Genomic DNA, 19,833 nt, shown 5'->3' with positions numbered 1-19,833 from the left:
GCCGACCCTGACCGCCCTCACCATCGTCGCCCCCGAGGCGGTCGCCGACGAGGCGCGCGCGGGTGCCGAGCGCGGCGAGGTCGTCGCCCGGGCCGCGGCGATCAGCCGCGATCTCGCGAACTGCCCGGCGACGACCCTGTCGGCCGCACGGATGGCCGAGGTCGCCGCGGAGCTCGGCCCGGACGCCGGCCTCGAGGTCGAGGTCTTCGACGAGCAGCAGCTCATCGAGATGGGCTGCGGGGGCATCCTCGGGGTCAACCTCGGCAGCGTCGACGAGCCGCGCCTCGTCCGGCTCCGCTACTCGCCGGAGAACCCGATCGGTCACCTCGCCCTCGTCGGCAAGGGGGTCATGTACGACTCGGGAGGCATCAGCCTCAAGCCGAGCGACGAGTCGCACGCGCAGATGAAGAACGACATGACCGGCGCGGCGGCCATCCTCGGCGCCATGACCGCGCTGCAGGCCCTCGGCTGCCGCGCAGCCGTCACGGGATACCTGTGCTGCACCGACAACATGCCCTCGGGCAGCGCGATGAAGCTCGGCGACATCCTCACGATGCGCAACGGCACGACGGTCGAGGTCCTCAACACCGACGCCGAGGGCCGGCTCGTCATGGCCGACGGGCTCTGCCTGTCCGTCGAGGACGAGGCCGACGCCATCGTCGACATCGCGACGCTCACCGGCGCGTGCCTGCGGACGCTCGGCGTCGAGATCGCCGGCGTCATGGGCAACAGTGCCGACGTCATCGACCAGCTGTCGGCGGCCGGCGAGGCGGCGGACGAGCCGGTGTGGGAGCTGCCCCTCCACCGCCCCTATCGCGCGCAGCTCGACTCGAGCATCGCCGACCTCACGAACATGGGCGGTGTCAACGCCGGGTCGATCACCGCCGCGCTCTTCCTCGAGGAGTTCGTCGGCGGCATACCGTGGGCCCACGTCGACATCGCCGGGACGGCGCAGCAGCCCGCCGTGCGGACCTGGCGCAACAAGGGGGCGAGCGGCTTCGGCGCCAAGCTGCTCATCGAATTGGCCACGCACTTCACGATTCCCACGGGGAGCGACCGATGAGCGACGCCGTCGCCGAGACCGAGGAGCAGGGCGGGGGCGGTTTCCTCGGCTGGATCGAGAGGGTGGGGAACAAGATCCCCAACCCGGCGATGATCTTCCTCGGGCTCATCGTCATCGTCATCGTCCTGTCGGCCATCCTGTCCGCCTTCGGCGTCAGCGTGACGACGGAGGTCGCGGAGCCGACCGGCACGTCCGTCGTCCAGCAGGAGGACGGCGTCGGGTCGACCTATCCCTCGATCGAGCGCGAACCGGCGGAGGCCGAGCCCCACTACGAGGTGCACACCGAGACGATCAAGGCCGAGAGCCTCCTCTCGCGCGACGGTGTCGCCCACATGTTCACGATGGTCGTCCAGAACTTCAACGACTTCGGCGTCGTCGCGGTCATCCTCGTCGCGATGATCGGCGTCGGTGTCGCCGAGGAGGCCGGGCTCATCGCGGCCCTCATCCGCAAGATGGTGCAGGTGGCGCCGCCAGGGGCGATCACCTTCATCATCGTGCTCCTCGGCGGGATCTCCAGCGTCGCGTCCGATGCCGGCTACCTCGTCCTCATCCCGCTGGGGGCCGCGGCGTTCGTCAGCCTCGGCCGGCACCCGTTGGCCGGGATCGCCGCGGCGTATGCCGGTGTCAGCGCCTCGTTCTTCGTCAACATCCTCATCACCCCGGCCGACGGGATCATCACCGAGGTGACGAACGAGATCATGCACGGCGTCGCGCCGAACGCACCCCCGCTCAACGTCACCCACAACTTCTTCTTCGCCATCGCCTCGACGATCTTCACGGCCATCGTCATGACGGTCCTCACCGAGCGGTACGTCGAGCCGCGCCTCGGCACGTGGGACCCCTCGGAGCGGGCCGCCGACGCGCCGGCCGACCACGTCCCGACGGGCGACGAGCTGGTCCACGAGGGCCGCGGACTGAAGCTGGCCGGGATCTACACCCTCGTCGCCGTCGTCATCGTCGTGCTCCTCACGGCGCTGCCGAACGCCCCGCTGCGCAACCCCGAGACGGGCGAGATCTTCGGGAACTCGCCGTTCATGAGCAGCCTGCTGTTCATCATCTCGATGCTCTTCCTCGCCGCCGGACTCGGCTACGGCAAGGGCGCCGGCAGCCTCGTCGGCAGCAACAACGTCATCGGTGCGATCACCAAGACGTTCAACGGCCTGGGCGGGCTCATCTTCCTCATGCTGCTCATCGCCCAGTTCATCTCGTTCTTCAACTACTCCAACATGTCGACGCTCGCGGCCACGTCGCTGGCCGATCTGCTCGGCAGGGCCAGCATCGGTCCGCTGCCCCTGCTCATCGGCTTCGTCCTGCTGACCTTCGTCATCGACCTCATCATGCCGGGCGTCATCCCCAAGTGGGCGATCATGGCGCCGATCTTCGTCCCCCTCTTCTACAACCTCGGCATCGCCCCGCAGACCCTCATCGCGGCATACCGGGTCGGGGACGGGCCGATGAACGTCGTGACGCCGCTCATGGTCTACCTGCCGTTCATCATCCTGCTGTGCCAGCGCTACCGCGCGAGCTCCGGCATGGGGACGGTCGTGTCGATCATGCTGCCCTACACCGTCGTCGTCCTCGTCATGTGGATCATCTTCTTCGTCCTCTGGTACGTCATCGGGATCCCGTGGGGTCCGGGCGCGCCCGTCCATCTCGGGTAGCAGCGGTGCCGTCCGCAACCCATGGATGACGCCACGACGGCGCTCGTCGTCCTCGGGGTCGTCGTCGTCCTCTTCGTGTGGAACCGGCTGCCCGTCAGCGTCGTGGCGATCCTGGCGGCCCTCGGCCTCTGGGCCACCGGGCTCGTCACGACGGATGAGGCGGTCGCGGGGTTCGGCGACCCCGTCGTCATCTTCATCGCGACGCTCTTCATCGTCAGCGAGGGCATCGACTCGACGGGGGTGACGACGTGGGCCGGCCAGCAGATCCTCGCCCGGGCCGGCACGGCATACGTCCGTCTGCTCGTCGCTCTCGGCCTCCTCGCCGCGGTCCTCACGTCCTTCATCACCCTCAACGGCGCCGTCGCCGCGCTGCTGCCCCTCGTCGTCGTCGTCGCGCAGCGGATCGGCCGCTCGCCCTCGCAGCTGCTCATGCCCGTCGTCTTCGCCGGCAGCGCGGGCGGGCTCCTCATGCTCATGAGCAGCCCCGTCAACGTCATCGTGTCGGAGGCGGCACAGCACGCCGGTGCCGGCCCCTTCCCGTTCTTCTCCTTCACCCTCCTCGGCATCCCGCTCCTCGCCGGGACGGTCGCCATCGGTGCGCTCCTCGCGCCGCGGGTCCTGCCCGCGACGACGCCCGAGCACACGCCTCCGGACCTCGGGCGCCACGCCGAGACCATCGAGGCGCACTACCGGCTGACGGACGGCTTCTACCGCCTCCGGGTGCGGTCGCGGTCCAGCCTCATCGGGTCGTCGGCCCGGGCGGTCGACCTCGACGGGCATCCCGGCATCCAGGTCGTCGGGGTCCAGACCCCGGAGGGCTACCCCGTCACGGACGTCATCCACGACGACGACGTCCTTGTCGTGACGGGGCCGCCGGGCGAGGTGAGCCGGTTCGTCGTCGACCGCGGCCTGGCCGTCAGCATGACCGGGTCGGCCGACGCGACGGAGCTGCTGACGAGGGAGGCCGGTGTGGCCGAGGTCGTCGTCCCGCCGCGGTCCCGACTCGTCGGCGAGGAGGTCTATCCCGGCCAGAAGCGCGACCACGAGCTGGTCATCCTCGCCGTCCAACGGCTCGGGAAGGATCTCGGCGAGGGGCCGGCCGCGCTCGCCGAGGGCGACGCGATCCTCCTCCACGGCCGCTGGTCGGCCCTCGACCAGCTGAGCCGGGACCGCGACGTCCTCCTCGTCGACTCGCCGGGACGGGTGCGCCGGCAGGCGGTTCCCTGGGGCCCCCGGGCGACGCGCGCGGTCCTCGTCCTCGCGGTCGTCGTCGCGATGCTCGCCTCCGGCCAGGTCCCACCCGCCATCGCCGGGCTCGTCGGCGCGACGCTGATGATCCTCGCCCGCGTCGTCACCGTGCCGCAGGCCTACCGGGCGGTCTCCTGGGAGACCGTCGTCCTCGTCGGAGCGCTCATCCCGCTGTCGACGGCGATCCGGAGCAGCGGCGCCGCCGACCGGATCTCCGACCTCATCATCGACGCGGTGGGGGAGGGCCGGCCCCGGCTCCTCCTCATCGCCATCTTCCTCCTCACGGCGGTCCTCGGGCAGGTCGTGAGCAACACGGCGACCGTCCTCGTCGTCGTCCCCATCGCCGTGTCCGCCGCCGCCTCGACCGGGATGTCCGTCAAGCCGCTCCTCATGGTCGTCGCCGTCGCCGGGTCGGCGGCGCTCCTCACGCCGATCGCGACGCCCGGCAACCTCATGGTCATGGCACCCGGGGGGTACCGGTTCGGGGACTACTGGCGGCTCGGACTGCCCGTCATGGTGTGGTGGTTCCTCGTCGCCATGGCGATCGTCCCGCTCGTCTGGAGCCTCTGAGTCCTCTGCGGTCGGCGGTCGTGGGCACCCACCTGGGCGTCCGGGTCGTCGCGACCGGCAGGATGGCCGTATGCCAGAGGGCCACACCCTGCACCGCATCGCCCGCGACCTCACGGCGGCCTTCGCCGGGACGCACCCCGTCGTGACGAGCCCCCAGGGACGGTTCGCCGAGAGCGCGGCGCTGCTGTCCGGGCGGCGGTTCGACCATGCCGAGTCGTGGGGCAAGCACCTGTTCGCCGAGTTCGAGGGCGACCTCTGGCTCTCGGTGCACCTCGGCCTGATCGGCACCTTCACCATCGACGAGAGCGCGTATGTCGGGGAGGTGCCTGTCGTCGGTCAGGTCCGGCTGCGGCTGCGGACCGACGACCACGTCGCCGACCTCCGCGGTCCCATGGTGTGCGAGCTCGTGACGCCCGACCGGGTCGAGGCGATCACCGCCACGCTCGGGCCCGACCCGCTGCGGCCGGACGCCGACCCCGACCGGGCGCTGACCCGCATCCAGCGCAGCCGCAAGCCGATCGCCGAGCTGCTCATGGACCAGTCCGTCGTCGCGGGGGTCGGCAACGTCTACCGGTCGGAGGTGCTCTTCCGGAACCGGGTCCGCCCCCTCCGCCCCGGGCAGCAGCTGACGTCCAGGTCCTGGCGGGCCGTCTGGGACGACCTGGTCCGGCTCCTGCCCCTCGGGGTCGCGACGAGCCGGATCGTGACGATCGAGGACCAGGTCGAGGACGTCGAGCTGCGCCTCGCCGCCGGCGAGGACGTCACCCAGGACTGGCGGGAGTCCTACGTCTACAAGCGCGCCGGCGAGCCCTGCCTGCGCTGCGGTTCGCGGATCCGCACGCAGGTCGTGGCGGGCCGCAACCTGTTCTGGTGCGGCAACTGTCAGCGCCGCGGCTGACGCCGTACGCCCCCGACCATCCGTCGGCTCGCCTGGAGACACCTCACCCGATCGGGGATGGCGTCCACCGCTGCTGCCTCCTGATAGGAGGTAGGACGCATCGTGTAATCTTAATTACATGACTACACGAACAACGGCAGAAGCCTGGCTCGCCGGCCGGCTGCCGCAGGACTGGTTCACCGGGCCCGTCGAGGTGCGCCGCGACAAGGACGAGCTCGTCATCGTCGGGACGCTCAGCGAGCCCGACCTCCCCGAGGACGCCGACGACACCGAGCGGGTCGTCGCCGCGAGCGGCCGGGTCAAGGGGTTCCGCGAGGACACCCGCGAGCGCCGCATCGAGATCGCCCGCGAGCTGGAGCACCTCTCCGGCCGCAAGGTGTCGTGGGGTGTGCGGGTCGGCGCCGAGGGGGACGAGGTCCTCTTCACCCACCTCGCCGCCCCGGTGATGACCCGGCTGCGGCAGCCCGAGCGGCAGGTCCTCGACACCCTTGTCGAGGCCGGCGTCGCCCGGTCCCGCTCGGAGGCGCTCGCCTGGTGCGTGCGCCTCGTCGGTGAGCGGTCCGAGACGTGGCTCGCCGAGCTCCGCGAGGCGATGACCCACGTCGAAGAGGTCCGTCAGAAGGGTCCCGCCGCCTGATCGTGGCCGCGTCGCCACGGCCGTCCGTCCGCCGGCATACCCTCCCTCCTCTCGGCAGGTGCGGGGTTGTCCTGGTCGGATCGACGCCGCGACCAGGGAAACCTCACACCTGCCGCAGGTCGGTGTCCGCACGTGCCGAGAAGATGTCGCCCGAGCGCGCCTCCGACAGCGACAAGTCGGCACGTGCGGGGTTGTCGTGGTCGGATCGACGCCGCGACCACGGAAAGCCCGCACCTGCCGCAGGTCGGTCTCCGCACGTGCCGAGAAGATGTCGCCCCAGCGCCCCCGGACAGCGACGAGTCGGCACGTGCGGGGTTGTCGTGGTCGTCAGCGCCGGCCGCGGCTCCGGCGTCCTTGTGGGGAAGCTGGCCAGAGCTATAGCGCAATCCAGCTTCCCCACAAGCCGTCGACGCGTCGGCGGACCACGGAAAGCCCGCACCTGCCGCAGGTCGGTCTCCGCACGTGCCGAGAAGATGTCGCCCCGGCGCGCCTCCGACCGCGACAAGTCGGCAGGTGCGGGGTTGTCGTGGTCGGATCGACGCCGCGACCACGGAAAGCCCGCACCTGCCGGAGGTGGGGGGCGGCGGGCGGGCGAGAGGCGAGGAATAGGCATACGGGTCGTATGCCGTCCTTATGCCGAGGGCGAACAGCCGCCGCAACCGTCTCGGACCGGGAACAGGCGACGCCCACCGGGGCGTTGGACGGTCCGAGCGCCGAGCTGGGGGATCCTTCCGGAAACCGGAACGTAACCAGCGCACCCCAGACTCGGCGGATAGCATCGAGGGTGACTCGAGAGTCAGGAGCAGGACATGTTCGAACGGTTCACCGACCGCGCGCGTCGCGTCGTCGTGCTCGCCCAGGAAGAGGCGCGCATGCTCAACCACAACTACATCGGGACCGAGCACATCCTGCTCGGCCTGATCCACGAGGGTGAGGGCGTCGCGAGCAAGGCGCTGGAGAGCCTCGACATCTCGCTGGAGTCCGTCCGGGCGCAGGTCCAGGAGATCATCGGGCAGGGCCAGCAGGCGCCGTCGGGGCACATCCCGTTCACGCCGCGCGCCAAGAAGGTTCTCGAGCTCAGCCTGCGTGAGGCCCTCCAACTGGGCCACAACTACATCGGCACGGAGCACATCCTCCTCGGGCTCATCCGGGAGGGTGAAGGTGTCGCCGCGCAGGTCCTCGTCAAGCTCGGCGCGGACCTCAACCGCGTGCGCCAGCAGGTCATCCAGCTCATCTCCGGCTACCAGGGCAAGGAGGGCGCCGCGGGTGGCCCGACGGGGAGCCAGGGTGCGCCCGCCGAGGGCACGCCGGCCGGCTCGCTCGTCCTCGACCAGTTCGGGAGGAACCTCACCCAGGCCGCGAGAGAGGGCAAGCTCGACCCCGTCATCGGCCGGGAGAAGGAGATCGAGCGGGTCATGCAGGTGCTGTCCCGCCGGACGAAGAACAACCCTGTCCTCATCGGGGAGCCCGGCGTCGGCAAGACGGCCGTCGTCGAGGGCCTGGCCCAGGACGTCGTCCGGGGCGAGGTCCCCGAGACGCTCAAGGAGAAGCAGCTCTACACCCTCGACCTCGGCGCGCTCGTCGCCGGCAGCCGCTACCGCGGCGACTTCGAGGAGCGGCTGAAGAAGGTCCTCAAGGAGATCCGCACCCGCGGCGACATCATCCTGTTCATCGACGAGATCCACACCCTCGTCGGGGCCGGTGCCGCCGAGGGCGCCATCGACGCGGCGAGCATCCTCAAGCCGATGCTGGCCCGGGGTGAGCTCCAGACGATCGGCGCGACGACGCTCGACGAGTACCGCAAGTACATCGAGAAGGACTCCGCGCTCGAGCGGCGGTTCCAGCCCATCCAGGTCGCCGAGCCGACGCTCGCGCACACCATCGAGATCCTCAAGGGTCTGCGCGACCGGTACGAAGCGCACCACCGGGTGTCCATCACCGACGGTGCCCTCGTCAGCGCGGCGAACCTCGCCGACCGCTACGTCAACGACCGCTTCCTCCCCGACAAGGCGATCGACCTCATCGACGAGGCGGGCGCGCGGCTGCGCATCCGCCGGATGACGGCGCCGCCGGACCTGCGCGAGTTCGACGAGAAGATCGGCGCGCTCGTCCGCGAGAAGGAGTCCGCGATCGACGGGCAGGACTTCGAGAAGGCCGCGCGCCTGCGCGACGACGAGAAGCGCCTGCGCGCCGAGAAGGCCGCTCGCGAGGGCGAATGGAAGGCCGGCGACATGGACGTCATCGCCGAGGTCGACGAGGAGCTCATCGCCGAGGTGCTCGCGGCGTCCACGGGGATCCCGGTCTTCAAGCTCACCGAGGAGGAGTCCTCGCGGCTGCTCCACATGGAGGACGAGCTGCACAAGCGGGTCGTCGGCATGGACGACGCCATCAAGGCGCTGTCGCAGGCCATCCGCCGCACCCGGGCCGGCCTGAAGGACCCGCGCCGTCCCGGTGGGTCGTTCATCTTCGCCGGACCCACGGGCGTCGGCAAGACCGAGCTGGCCAAGACGCTCGCGGAGTTCCTCTTCGGCGACGAGGACGCACTCATCCAGCTCGACATGTCGGAGTACAGCGAGAAGCACACCGTCTCGCGGCTGTTCGGCTCGCCTCCCGGCTACGTCGGGTACGAGGAGGGCGGCCAGCTCACCGAGAAGGTCCGGCGCCGCCCGTTCTCCGTCGTCCTCTTCGACGAGGTCGAGAAGGCCCACCCGGAGATCTTCAACAGCCTCCTGCAGGTTCTCGAGGACGGCCGGCTCACCGACTCCCAGGGTCGGATGGTCGACTTCAAGAACACCGTCATCATCATGACGACGAACCTCGGGACGCGCGACATCTCCAAGGGCTCCCTCGGCTTCACGGCCGGCCCCGACAGCCGCAGCGACTACGACCGGATGAAGGCCAAGGTCACCGACGAGCTGAAGCAGCACTTCCGGCCCGAGTTCCTCAACCGCGTCGATGACACGATCGTCTTCCCCCAGCTCACGCAGGAGGAGATCGTCGCCATCGTCGACCTCGAGATCGCCAAGCTCGACAAGCGGCTCAAGGACAAGGACATGGGCATCGAGCTGCGGATCGAGGCGAAGCAGCTCCTCGCCAAGAAGGGCTACGACCCCGTCCTCGGGGCTCGCCCGCTCCGCCGGACGATCCAGCGCGAGATCGAGGACGTGCTCTCGGAGAAGATCCTCTACGGCGAGCTGAAGTCGGGCGAGATCGTCGCCGTCGGGGTCGAGGGCGAGGGCAAGGAGGCGACCTTCACCTTCGAGGGCACCCCGCACGCCCACGCCATCGAGGTCCCGCTCGTCGCGAGCGGCAGCGGGGACGCCGCCGCGGAGTGACGGTCGCGTCCGCCCGACGGGTATGCCGAAGGGCCCCGGTTCCCGTGAAGGGAGCCGGGGCCCTCGGCATACCTGAGGTGTCTTCGTTCAGGCGGTGGCGACCGGCGCCTTCGGGCTCGGCGCGGGCTCAGCCTGCGTGGCGGCCGCGACCTTGGAGTGCCGCAGGCCGAGGAAGCCGAGGATGAGGAACAGGACGGCGGCGGCGAGGGCGGCCCAAGCGGCGTAACCGGCGATCAGGCCGATCGTGGCGAAGGCGTAGCCGTAGAGGAGCAGTCCGCGAAGGGTGTTGCCCATGAAGAGCGTCTGACGGAGCTCACCGAGCTGCTGGGTGGAGGCGGCGTTCGGGGCCGACTTCGCCGCAGCCATGTACTCGCTGCTCACCTGGGAGTACGTCTTGCCACCGGAGGACTCGTTCATGTGGACGAGGATGAAGTGGTCGGCGTATGCCTTGGCCTTGGGGCCGCTGTCGAGCTTGGTGCCGGCGTACTGCAGGAGCGCGTCCTTCTGCGCCTGCGTCGTGAGGGCCGCGGCCGTCGGCATCGTGATGTCCTGGGCGGTGAGCTGGCTCTTGACCTCGTTGCCGATGAACGTGCTGGCCCAGAAGAGCAGGCCGGCGGCGACGACGAGGACTCCGGCGAGGACGAGTCCGATGGATGAGAAGATCTTGTCGATGGTGCTGCGCATGTGCGGTGTTCCTCCTCGTGAGTGCCCTGGCTGTGGGGTTGTCCGGGGCTCCTGAGGAACACATTACTACTACGTTGGGTAGTAGTAGCGACACGAGCGGAGGGATCGTGCGTCTGGTGCGTCACACGCCGCATACGATGACGGCCGTGTCATCCGCATCCGGGGAGGAGTCCGCGCACGTCGTCGTGCGGCGGGCCGTGACCTCCGACGTCCGTGCCATCCGGGAGCTGGTCCGTCCGCTCGCGGAGCGACGCGTGCTGGTCGCCAAGGACGCTGTGGCGTATTTCGAGTCGTTGCAACAGTTCCGGGTCGCCGTCGTCGACGACGTCGTGGTCGGCTGCGGCGCGCTCCACGTCATGTGGGAGGACCTCGCCGAGGTGCGCACCCTCGCCGTCTCCCCCGAGCACCTCGGCCACGGCGTCGGCTCCGTGCTCCTCGCGGCCCTCCTCGACGACGCCCGGGACCTCGGCATCGGCCGGGTCTTCTGCCTCACCTTCGAGACGGCGTTCTTCGGCCGGCACGGGTTCGAGGTCATCGAGGGCCGGGCCGTCGACCCCGAGGTGTATGCCGAGCTGCTGCGGTCCTACGACGAAGGCGTCGCCGAGTTCCTCGACCTCGAGCGCGTCAAGCCGAACACCCTGGGGAACACCAGGATGCTGCGCACCCTGTGACGAGGTCGGTGCCTCGGGTCCGCGGAACACGGTGGCGCCACGCCGTGGGCAGAGCGTCGCGCGAGGGGTCGTCGTGGCAATAGGGTCAGGGTCATGTCGCCGGAGCCGCCCACAGCACCAGGAGCCGACATCGTCGTCGTCATGGGTGTGTCGGGAGTCGGCAAGTCGACGATCGCCAAAGGCATCTCGACGCTCATGGGGTGGACCTTCGCCGAGGGCGACGCGTTCCACCCGCAGGCCAACATCGACAAGATGAGCAACGGCATACCGCTCACCGACGAGGACCGGTGGCCGTGGCTGGCCCTCATCGCCGACTGGATGCGCGAGGAGGTCCAGGCGGGGAACAACGCCGTCGTCACCTGCTCGGCGCTGCGGCGTCGCTACCGCGACGTCCTGCGTGACGCCGACCCCGCCGTCCGCTTCCTCCACCTCGCCGCGAGCGAGGACCTCGTCGGCGACCGGCTCTCGCACCGGCAGGGCCACTACATGCCGACCTCGCTCCTGCACAGCCAGTACGACACGCTCGAGCCCCTCGACGACGACGAGCTCGCGGCGGGCAGCGTCGTCTGCTCCGTCGAGGGATCCGCCGCCCAGGTCCTCGCTCGCGCGATGGACGCCCTCCGCCTCACACCCCCTGCCGACGATGAGGAAGGACACCGCGCATGACGACATACGCACTCTCCGGAGCGCCGGGGATCGCGGGCCTCGTGACCGCCGACAAGATCACCGACGCGGGGAACACCCAGCTGCTCATCGCCGCAGCGGTCGGGATCGCGGTCGTCGTCCTCACGATCACCTGGGCCAAGCTGCATCCGTTCCTCGGCCTCATGCTCGGAACGGCGGCACTCGGGGTCGTCGCCTCGGTCGGTCCGGAGGACATCCTCAACAGCTTCGTCAAGGGCTTCGGCAGCACGATGGGCGCCGTCGGCCTCCTCATCGCCCTCGGCGCCATGGTCGGCAAGCTCCTCACCGACTCCGGCGGCGCGGAGCAGATCGTCGACCGCATCGTCGGCAACGTCTCGGCGAACAAGCTGCCGTGGGCCATGGCGCTCATCGCCGCGATCCTCGGCATCCCGCTGTTCTTCGAGATCGGCGTCGTCCTGCTCATCCCCATCGTCCTCATGGTGGCGCGCAAGTTCGACATCTCGCTCATGAAGGTCGGGATCCCCGCCCTTGCCGGCCTGTCCGTCCTCCACGGGTTCATCCCGCCCCACCCCGGACCGCTCGCGGCGATCGCCAACCTCAACGCCGACGTCGGCCTCGTCCTCATGTACGGCCTCATCGTCGCGATCCCGACCCTCGTCATCTCCGGCCCGCTCCTCGCGAGGGTCATCGACCCGATCGTCCACGTCAAGGCGCCGATCGCACCCGGAGTCGGCGGATCCGAAGCCTCTGTCGAGATCCAGATGCCCGATGCCCCCCAGCTGCCTCGGAAGGCGAGCTTCGGCGCCGCCCTCTTCTGCATCCTCCTTCCTGTCGTCCTCATGCTCGCGCGGGCCATCACCGAGCTGACCCTCGACGAGAACAACGGGCTGCGGACCTTCTTCACGTGGATCGGCGAGCCGACCGTCGCCCTGCTCCTCGCGGTGCTCGCCGGGATGATCCTGCTCGGCTACCGCTCCGGGATGAACCGCAACCAGGTCGAGAAGACCGTCGGCGGCGCCCTGCCCGCCATCGCGGGCATCATGCTCATCGTCGCCGCCGGCGGGGGCTTCAAGCAGATGCTCGTCGACGCGGGTGTCGGCAACGTCATCGGCGACATGGCCAAGAACGCCGGCATCTCCGCCCTCGTCCTCGGCTGGCTCGTCGCCGTCGGCATCCGGCTCGCGACCGGGTCGGCGACCGTCGCGACGATCACCGCCGCTGGCATCGTCGCCCCGCTGGCCTCCGACATGGGCTCCAACCAGCTGGCCCTCCTCGTCCTCGCCATCGGCGCCGGGTCGCTGTTCTTCAGCCACGTCAACGACGCCGGGTTCTGGCTCGTCAAGGAGTACTTCGGGCTGACCGTCGGCCAGACGATCAAGTCGTGGTCGGTCATGGAGACGGTCATCTCCGTCGTCGGCCTCATCTGCGTGCTGCTGCTCAACCTCGTCGTCTAGATCGGGGCGGTGGCGGGTCCTCAGGCCGGCAGCCGGAAGCGCCCGTCGGCCAGCGGCTCGACGAGGCCGTCGGCCACGAGCCCGTCGAGGCAGCGGTCGACGGTCCCCTGCTCGGGCGCGCAGTCGTCGAGGTCGGGGCGAGGCACCTCCTCGGTCTCCCGCAGCCGGGCGAGGATGCGGCCGCGGACCTGGCGGTCGGTGCCCTCGTAGGCCTGCCCGCGGCGCTTCGGGCCGTCGTATGCGGGGTGGCCGGCGAGGCGCCAGGCGCACCGGTCGGCGACGGGGCAGCGGTCGCATACCGGACCGCGCGCGGTGCACACGAGGGCCCCGAGCTCCATGACGGCGACGTTCCAGACGGCTGCCTCCCGGTGCCCGGCCGGGACGGCGGACTCGGCGAGCCGTCGCTCCGCGGCCGTGAGGGCCGGGGCGGCGAGCGGCTCGCCGAGGAGCGTGCGCGCCAGGACCCGGCGGACGTTCGTGTCGACGACGGTGGCATGCCCGCCGAAGGCGAACGCCCGCACGGCGGCGGCGGTGTAGGCACCGATCCCGGGGAGTGCGAGGAGGTCCTCCTCCGTGCTCGGCACGTCGCCGGCGTGGCGCTCGACGATGGCGCGAGCCGCCTCGTGGAGACGGAGCGCCCGCCGCGGGTACCCGAGCCGGCCCCAGGCCCGCACCGCGTCGCCGGGCGGCGCGGACGCAAGGTCGGCCGGGGTGGGCCAGCGCCGCATCCACGCATGCCACACCGGCTCGACGCGGGCGAGCGGCGTCTGCTGGGCCATGACCTCGCAGACGAGGACGCCCCACGGCGAGCACTCGGGCCGGCGCCACGGCAGATCACGGCCGTGCGCGGCATACCAGCTCATGATCGGCTCGTGGAGGCGGGCCGGATCGGGTATCGGGCTCAGACGTACCTCTCCAGGATGCTCGTCTCGGCGAGTCGGGACAGCCCCTCCCGCACGAGGCGGGCCCGGCCCTCGCCGACGCCGTCGACGTCCATGAGGTCCTCGACGCCGGCGGCGAGAAGCTTCTGCAGGCTGCCGAAGTGGCCGACGAGCCGGTCGACGATGGCGCCGGGAAGCCTCGGGACCTTCGAGAGCAGCCGGTAGCCGAGCGGGCTCACCGTCGCGTCGAGGGAGTCGCCGAAGACGAGGAACCCGACCGCCTTCGCGACCGCCGACAGGTCGAGCAGCTCGGTCGAGCCGAGTGCGACGAGGCCGGCGTTCGCCTGCTCGGGGGACAGGCCGCGCGCCTCGATGACGTAGTCGCGGATGACCCAGTCGAGGTCGTTGGAGAGGCCGCCGGTCAGCTCCTCGAGCTGGAGGGCGAGCAGCCGGCCGTCGACCCCGAGCTGGAGGACGTAGTCGGAGATCTCGTCCTTGATCCGGCGCACCATCTCCAGCCGCTGGAGGACGCTCGCGACGTCGCGCACGGAGACGAGGTCCTCGATCTCCAGCGCGGAGAGGGTGCCGGTCACCTCGTCGAGGCGCGCCTTGTAGCGCTCGAGCGTCTGGAGCGCCTGGTTGGCGCGGGAGAGGATCTGGCTGGAGTCCTCGAGGACGACGCGCCGACCCCCGACGTAGAGCGCGACGATGCGCATCGACTGGCTGACCGACACGACGGGGAATCCGGTCTGCTTGGCGACGCGCTCGGCGGTGCGGTGCCGGGTGCCGGACTCGCTCGTCTCGATCGTCGGGTCGGGCAGCAGCTGGGTGGCCGCCCGGACGATCCGCGTCACGTCGCGGTCGACGACGACGGCGCCGTCCATCTTGGCCAGCTCGCGCAGCCGGGTCGCGGAGAACTCGACGTCGAGCGGGAACCCTCCCGTCGCGATCGCGTCGACGACCTTGTCGTGGCCGAGGACGACGAGTGCACCGGTGCGCCCGCGGAGGATCCGCTCCAGACCGTCGCGCAGCTCGGTGCCGGGGGCGACCGCCGCCAGCGTGTGGCGGAGGAGCTCCTCGTCGTTCTGCTGCACGCTGCCTGCCTCTGTCCGCGGGGGCCGTCGCAGGGAATCCTAGTCGCGGGCGCCCGCCCACACCGCGTCGCGGACGGCCGTCTCGACGTCAGGCACCTCCTCGACGGTCAGCCCCTCCGGGATCGGGCCGCCGCCGAGGACCCCGATCGGCACGTATGCCGTCGTGAACCCGAGGCGCGCCGCTTCGGCCAGCCGTCGGTGCGGCCCGGTCACCGGGCGGACCTCACCGGCCAGGCCGACCTCCCCGAAGGCGAAGGTGCCGGGCGGCAGCGGCCGGTCGAGGATCGCGCTCGCCATCGAGAGCGCGACGGCGAGGTCGGCGGCGGGCTCGGTCACCCGGACCCCGCCGACGGTCGACAGGTAGGCGTCCTGGCCGGCGAGGGGGGCGCCGGCCCGGCGGGTGAGGACGGCGATGACCATGCCGACCCTCGCGGGGTCGAGTCCGCTCGTCGCGCGTCTGGGGGTCTGGACGGCGCTCGGGGCGACGAGGGCCTGCACCTCGGTGAGCAGGGGCCGCCGGCCCTCGAGCGCGACGGTGACGCAGGTGCCCGGGACCTGCTGCGCGCGCTGGGAGAGGAACAGGCCGCTCGGGTCGTCGAGGCCGGTGATGCCGACGTCGGACAGGTCGAAGCAGCCGACCTCGTCGGTGGGCCCGAAGCGGTTCTTCACGGCGCGCACGAGCCGCAGCCGGGAGTGCCGCTCGCCCTCGAAGGCGACGACGACGTCGACGAGATGCTCCAGGACCCGCGGCCCGGCGATCGAGCCGTCCTTGGTCACGTGGCCGACGAGGAGCACGGCGATGCCCTGGGACTTCGCGGCGGCGATGATCGCGGCCGCCACCTCCCGGACCTGGGACACGTTGCCCGCCGCGCCCTCGACGGACCCGCTCGCGATGGTCTGGACGGAGTCGACGACGACGAGCTCGGGCCGCACCGTCTCGATCTGGCCGAGGACGGTCGCGAGATCGGTCTCGGAGGCGAGGAAGAGGGTGCGGGCCATCGCCTCGATGCGCTCGGCCCGGGCCTTGACCTGGGCTGCCGACTCCTCGCCGCTCACGTAGAGGACGGCGTGGCCGTCGCCCGCCCGCGCGGAGCGGGCCGCGACGTCGAGGAGCAGCGTGGACTTGCCGATGCCCGGCTCGCCCGCGACGAGGACGACGGCCCCCGGGACGATGCCGCCGCCGAGGACCCGGTCGAACTCCGCGACCCCCGCCGCCGTCGTCCGGACCGCCACGGCGCCGACCTCGGTCACCGTGCCCCAGGCCTGGCACTCGCCGCACCGCCCGACCCACTTGATCGTCGTCCAGCCGCACTCGGTGCATCGATAGGAGTCGGCCTTCGGGCGGCTGGTCTTGGAGCTCATGGCGACACCGTACGGACGCCCACCGACATCGACGATGGCCAGACGGCTCGGTGGGGGCGGGGTGGTGCTCAGGCCCCGATCGGGTGCCAGATGGCCAGGTGGCTCGGTGGGGGCGGGGTGGCGCTCAGGTCCCGATCGGGTGCCAGATGGCCAGGCGCCTGGCGGTGATGGGCCCGGTTGCTGGGCCGGCGTCCGACGATGGACCTCGATGGCGGCGGAGGCTCATCCGGGGTGGCCGGGGTCTGGCTCGTCGAGGAGTCGGAGGAAGAGGTCGTCGGCCGTCACGGTGAGCTCGTGGGGGACGGGCCGGAGCGCGCGTGACAGCTCGGGCTGAGGAATGCGACAGGTCGGCGCGTCGAGGACGACGCTGGCCGTCTCGGGCCGCGAACCGGGGTGCCACCGCACGACGATCTCGCTGCCCTCTCCGCAGGCGGGCAGCAGCAGCGCGACGACCTCCCGCAGGGAGAGGAGCGCCCGATCGCGGTTCGACGCGGCGGCTCGCGACGAGGCCCCCGGACGGGATCCCGAAGATGCCCCCGGGGCCGGTCGCGAAGCGGCTCCCGACGAGGCTCGGGATGTGGACCCCGAATCGGGTCTCGACGAACCTCTCGGAGCGGGTCCCGGCGAGACCCTCGGAGCGCGATCCGAGGAGGTCCTCGAGGAGGTCCCCGGGATGGGTGCGGCGGGGTCGACATCCTCGGCCGACAGGCTGACCCGCGCGCCGCGCCGGCGGGCCTCCGCCGCGGCCAGACGCACCCGATCGTCGACGAGGGGAGCGGCGACGAGCAGGTCGCGGGTCGAGCCCTCGGCGAGGCGCAGCGCTTCGCGATCCTCCTTCGACAACGAGGTCGCCGACCGCAGCCGGTGCAGGAGGGGGATCGCGTCGCGGTCGAGGGCCGCGCGCCGTCGGTCGCCCTCGGCGATCCGCGCTGCGGACTCGCTCTCGGCGATGCGCTCCCGAGCCGTCTCCTCGCCGGCCTGGGCGATGCGGCCGGCCGTCCGGTTGAGGGCGACGCCGAGCAGCAGGCAGACGAGCGGGAACGCGACGAGCTGGAGCGCCGCGACCGCCGCGGCCTGGGCGGCGGGAGGGCCCCCGAGCGCGAGCCAGGTCCCCGTGACGAGCACGGCCGAGCCGAGCCCCAGGGCCATCCCCCACACCACCCGGCCGACGAGGATGAGGACGACGACGAGGGGCAGCAGGGCGCCGCAGAACCACAGCCGGCCGTCCGCCGCGTCGATGGGCTCGGCCCCGGCGGCCAGCAGCACCGACGACGCGAGGAGGCCCACGCATACCGCGGGCACGAACCGGCGGAAGCTCCCGAGGAGGAGGACGGCGAGACCGGCGAGGTAGAGCAGGGCACCGGACGCCGAGAGCCACGGACGGACCACACCGTCGAGGTAGAGGGCGCCGAGCGTCCCGTGGATCGCGGCCCAGACGAGGACGATGAGCTGCTGCGACGGCCAGGGGGAGGAGGCGAGGACCGGCAGCCTGGGCGCGGAGGACGAGCGGCCACCCCACCCGAGCGTGACCGTCGTCCCGTGCCCGGGTGCGCTCGTCACCCGCATCGACCCGCCGACGGCGTGGACGTGCCCCGGGATCGAGCCGTTCAGGCCCATCCTCGTCGACTCGACGGACTCGAGGTCGAAGCCGCGCCCGTCGTCGGCGATCGTGAGGACGACGGAGTCCGGCGACTGGGTGACGCCGATCCGGACGGCCGTGACGCCGGCGTGCCGAGCGACGTTCTCGATCGCCTGGCGGCCTGCCGCGGCGAGGGCACGGGACACCTCCGGCGGCGCCCAGAGCCCGACGACCACGGTCGTCGGGACGAGGCCGCGTGAGCGGGCGAAGAGGTCGAGCCGCCGGACCCAGTCGTCCTGCGGCGGGGCCGCGGCCGGCGCCTCGAGGGAGGCGAGGGCCTCGCGCGCCGCGTCGCGGGCGTGGGCCAGCGACTCCTCCGTCGTCGCCCGGTGTCCGAGGACGAGTGCCCCGAGGACATGGTCGTGGATGAGCCGGTCCCAGTAGGCCTTCTGGTCGGCGAGGTGGCGGGACTCCTGGGCCCGGACCACGGCGGTCGCCCGGTCCGCGCTCGCGGCGCGCAGCTGGAGCAGACGCGCGAGGAGGTGGCCGGAGATGAGGAAGACGACGTAGGGACCGACCATGATGGCGGCCGTCTGGGCGATGGCCTGCGGCAGGTGCATCCACTCGGAGTGGACGAGGGTGAGCGCTGTCGCGATCGAGACGATGAGGGGCAGTGCGACGCGCCAGGGGAGGATGAGCAGGCCGATGTTGACGGCGATGGTCGCCGGGTGGGTGAGCCACACCTGTCCCTGGAGGGCGGGAGGGCCGGTCGGGACGAGGAGCATCCCGACGAGGAGCACGAGGACGAGCGGCGGGAGCGGCCAGAGGATCCGTAGGTTCCCCGATCCGCGGACGGCGGCGGTGACGAGCACCGCATACCAGGCCGCGAGGAGGCCGAGACCGGTCGCCTCGTAGGCCCACGGGTAGTGGCCGGTGAGGAGCGTCGGCGAGGTGAGGACGAGCCACCAGGTGAACACCATGACGGCAGCCGTCACCCGGATGATGAGGCGGTCGACCCACTGCTGGTCCTCCGGATCCGCCCACCGCAGGTCGGCGGACGTCGGCAGCCCGGTGATGGACCCGCCGGTCCCGAGATCCGGCGGTGTCTGCGTCGAGGTCGCGCGCACGCCGAGGCAGCCCTCCCGGTCCTCTCGCCGTCGGGACCTGCCGCGTGGGCCGCCCCCGGACGAGGGAACGATACCGAGTCGCGGGGGTCAGGATGCGGGCGGTGAGCCGGGCGGAGGGAGCATGCCGTCCTCGACGGCACGGATGTACAGGTCGGTCTTGGTGTATGCGGGACGACCGGCGGACTCGTACTTGCGGCGGGCCCGCAGCAGGTAGGTCCGGACCGTCTCGTCCGTCACGCCCAGTCGCCGGGCGACCGACGCCAGCTTCATGCCCGCCGCATAGAGGCGCACCGCCTCGACCTCCCGAGGCGCGAGCAACGGTCCGGACAGGGCGGAGTCGTCGGCGACGACGGCGGCCCACTCCCGCGACAGGAACGGCTCGCCGGCGGCGACCGTGCGCACCGCCTCCGCGACGACGTCGAGGTCCTCGCCCTTGGACAGGACCCCCGCCGCGCCGGCCCGGAACGCACGGGCGACGAGGCGGCCGCGGAGGTCCTGGGTGAAGATGAGGACCGGCCAGTCGCGGTCCGTCAGCCGGGTGACGTTGTCCGCCGGATCCGTCCCGTCGTGGAGCTCGAGGTCGAGGAGGACGAGGTCGACGGCCTCGGTCGACGCGAGCAGCTCCTCGACGTGGCGGGCGACCGTCACGATGCGGATGTCGGGATGGGCGGTATGCAGGCTCGCCGCGAGCCCGGCGAGGACGACCGGTGCGTCGTCGACGGCGCCGACCCGCAGGCTCCCGTCCGGTCCCACCCCGCCACCTCGTCCCTGTCGTGCCGTCTCCTGGCCGAGCCCGGTGCGCGGCGCCGGCGCGCCGCCCTTCGGCGCCCCGGTCTCGGGCTCGGACCGTCGGGTTCGGACCGTCGGGTTCGGACCGTCGGGTTCGGACCGTCGGGTTCGGACCGTCGGGCTCGGCCCGTCGGG

The 19,833-nt window shown here is 71.5% G+C and carries 15 protein-coding genes; 9 read left to right on the top strand and 6 right to left on the bottom strand.

The genetic code is table 11. From position 1 onward, the window contains the following. The 6 genes from BN12_RS14555 to BN12_RS14530 all read left to right on the top strand — a co-directional run. On the top strand, positions 1-1,063 hold a 1,063-nt coding region (locus BN12_RS14555; RefSeq protein ID WP_157635722.1), incomplete at its 5' end, for a leucyl aminopeptidase family protein. After that, positions 1,060-2,724, top strand: a complete 1,665-nt coding sequence (locus tag BN12_RS14550; RefSeq protein WP_048553538.1) for an AbgT family transporter — start codon at positions 1,060-1,062, stop codon at positions 2,722-2,724. The genes BN12_RS14555 and BN12_RS14550, both read left to right, overlap by 4 nt. 21 nt (positions 2,725-2,745) lie before the next feature. Next, entirely contained in the window at positions 2,746-4,542 is a 1,797-nt protein-coding gene (locus BN12_RS14545) for an SLC13 family permease (RefSeq protein ID WP_048553537.1), read from the top strand. A 70-nt stretch (positions 4,543-4,612) separates the two neighbouring features. Beyond that, positions 4,613-5,440: an Fpg/Nei family DNA glycosylase gene (locus BN12_RS14540; protein WP_048553536.1), complete on the top strand. Its 828-nt coding sequence runs from the start codon at positions 4,613-4,615 to the stop codon at positions 5,438-5,440. 118 nt (positions 5,441-5,558) lie between these two features. Next, positions 5,559-6,077: a hypothetical protein gene (locus tag BN12_RS14535; protein ID WP_048553535.1), complete on the top strand. Its 519-nt coding sequence runs from the start codon at positions 5,559-5,561 to the stop codon at positions 6,075-6,077. 809 nt (positions 6,078-6,886) lie between these two features. Continuing rightward, entirely contained in the window at positions 6,887-9,412 is a 2,526-nt protein-coding gene (locus tag BN12_RS14530; protein ID WP_048553533.1) for an ATP-dependent Clp protease ATP-binding subunit, read from the top strand. A gap of 87 nt (positions 9,413-9,499) precedes the next feature. Here BN12_RS14530 and BN12_RS14525 read toward each other — a convergent pair whose 3' ends face one another. Then, positions 9,500-10,096 carry a hypothetical protein gene (locus tag BN12_RS14525; RefSeq protein ID WP_048553530.1) on the bottom strand — a complete coding sequence of 199 codons (597 nt, stop codon included), beginning with the start codon at positions 10,094-10,096 and terminating at the stop codon, positions 9,500-9,502. 137 nt (positions 10,097-10,233) lie between these two features. Between BN12_RS14525 and BN12_RS14520 the strand changes: the two genes are divergently transcribed. From BN12_RS14520 to BN12_RS14510, 3 genes are all read left to right on the top strand, one after another. Continuing rightward, a complete protein-coding gene (locus tag BN12_RS14520) occupies positions 10,234-10,767 on the top strand; it encodes an amino-acid N-acetyltransferase (RefSeq protein WP_048553528.1) in 534 nt (177 codons plus the stop codon). Positions 10,768-10,860: 93 nt separating this feature from the next. Beyond that, positions 10,861-11,433 carry a gluconokinase gene (locus BN12_RS14515; protein ID WP_053080044.1) on the top strand — a complete coding sequence of 191 codons (573 nt, stop codon included), beginning with the start codon at positions 10,861-10,863 and terminating at the stop codon, positions 11,431-11,433. Beyond that, complete coding sequence (locus BN12_RS14510) at positions 11,430-12,866, top strand: GntT/GntP/DsdX family permease (RefSeq protein ID WP_048553526.1); 1,437 nt, start codon at positions 11,430-11,432, stop codon at positions 12,864-12,866. Before BN12_RS14515 ends, BN12_RS14510 begins: the two co-directional genes overlap by 4 nt. A 20-nt stretch (positions 12,867-12,886) precedes the next feature. On the opposite strand, the gene BN12_RS14505 is transcribed toward BN12_RS14510, so the two are convergent. The 5 genes from BN12_RS14505 to BN12_RS14485 form a co-directional block, all read right to left on the bottom strand. Then, the gene (locus tag BN12_RS14505; protein WP_083454663.1) at positions 12,887-13,729 is read right to left on the bottom strand and encodes an HhH-GPD family protein; all 843 of its coding nucleotides are present in this window, start codon (positions 13,727-13,729) and stop codon (positions 12,887-12,889) included. Between the two features lie 38 nt (positions 13,730-13,767). Continuing rightward, positions 13,768-14,841, bottom strand: a complete 1,074-nt coding sequence (disA, locus tag BN12_RS14500; protein WP_048553523.1) for a DNA integrity scanning diadenylate cyclase DisA — start codon at positions 14,839-14,841, stop codon at positions 13,768-13,770. Between the two features lie 39 nt (positions 14,842-14,880). Then, positions 14,881-16,203 (bottom strand): DNA repair protein RadA, encoded by a 1,323-nt coding sequence (gene radA, locus BN12_RS14495; protein ID WP_048553519.1) that lies wholly within the window; start codon positions 16,201-16,203, stop codon positions 14,881-14,883. 222 nt (positions 16,204-16,425) lie between these two features. Then, positions 16,426-18,909 (bottom strand): ATP-binding protein, encoded by a 2,484-nt coding sequence (locus tag BN12_RS14490; protein WP_048553517.1) that lies wholly within the window; start codon positions 18,907-18,909, stop codon positions 16,426-16,428. 87 nt (positions 18,910-18,996) lie between these two features. Further along, positions 18,997-19,662, bottom strand: coding sequence for a response regulator transcription factor (locus tag BN12_RS14485; RefSeq protein WP_083455012.1), 666 nt, complete (start codon positions 19,660-19,662; stop codon positions 18,997-18,999). Between the last annotated feature and the right edge of the window lie 171 nt (positions 19,663-19,833).

Origin of the sequence: Nostocoides japonicum T1-X7, assembly GCF_001046855.1 — a bacterium.
GTDB classification, from domain to species: Bacteria; Actinomycetota; Actinomycetes; order Actinomycetales; family Dermatophilaceae; genus Nostocoides; species Nostocoides japonicum.
This window is presented reverse-complemented; position numbering and strand designations above follow the sequence as displayed.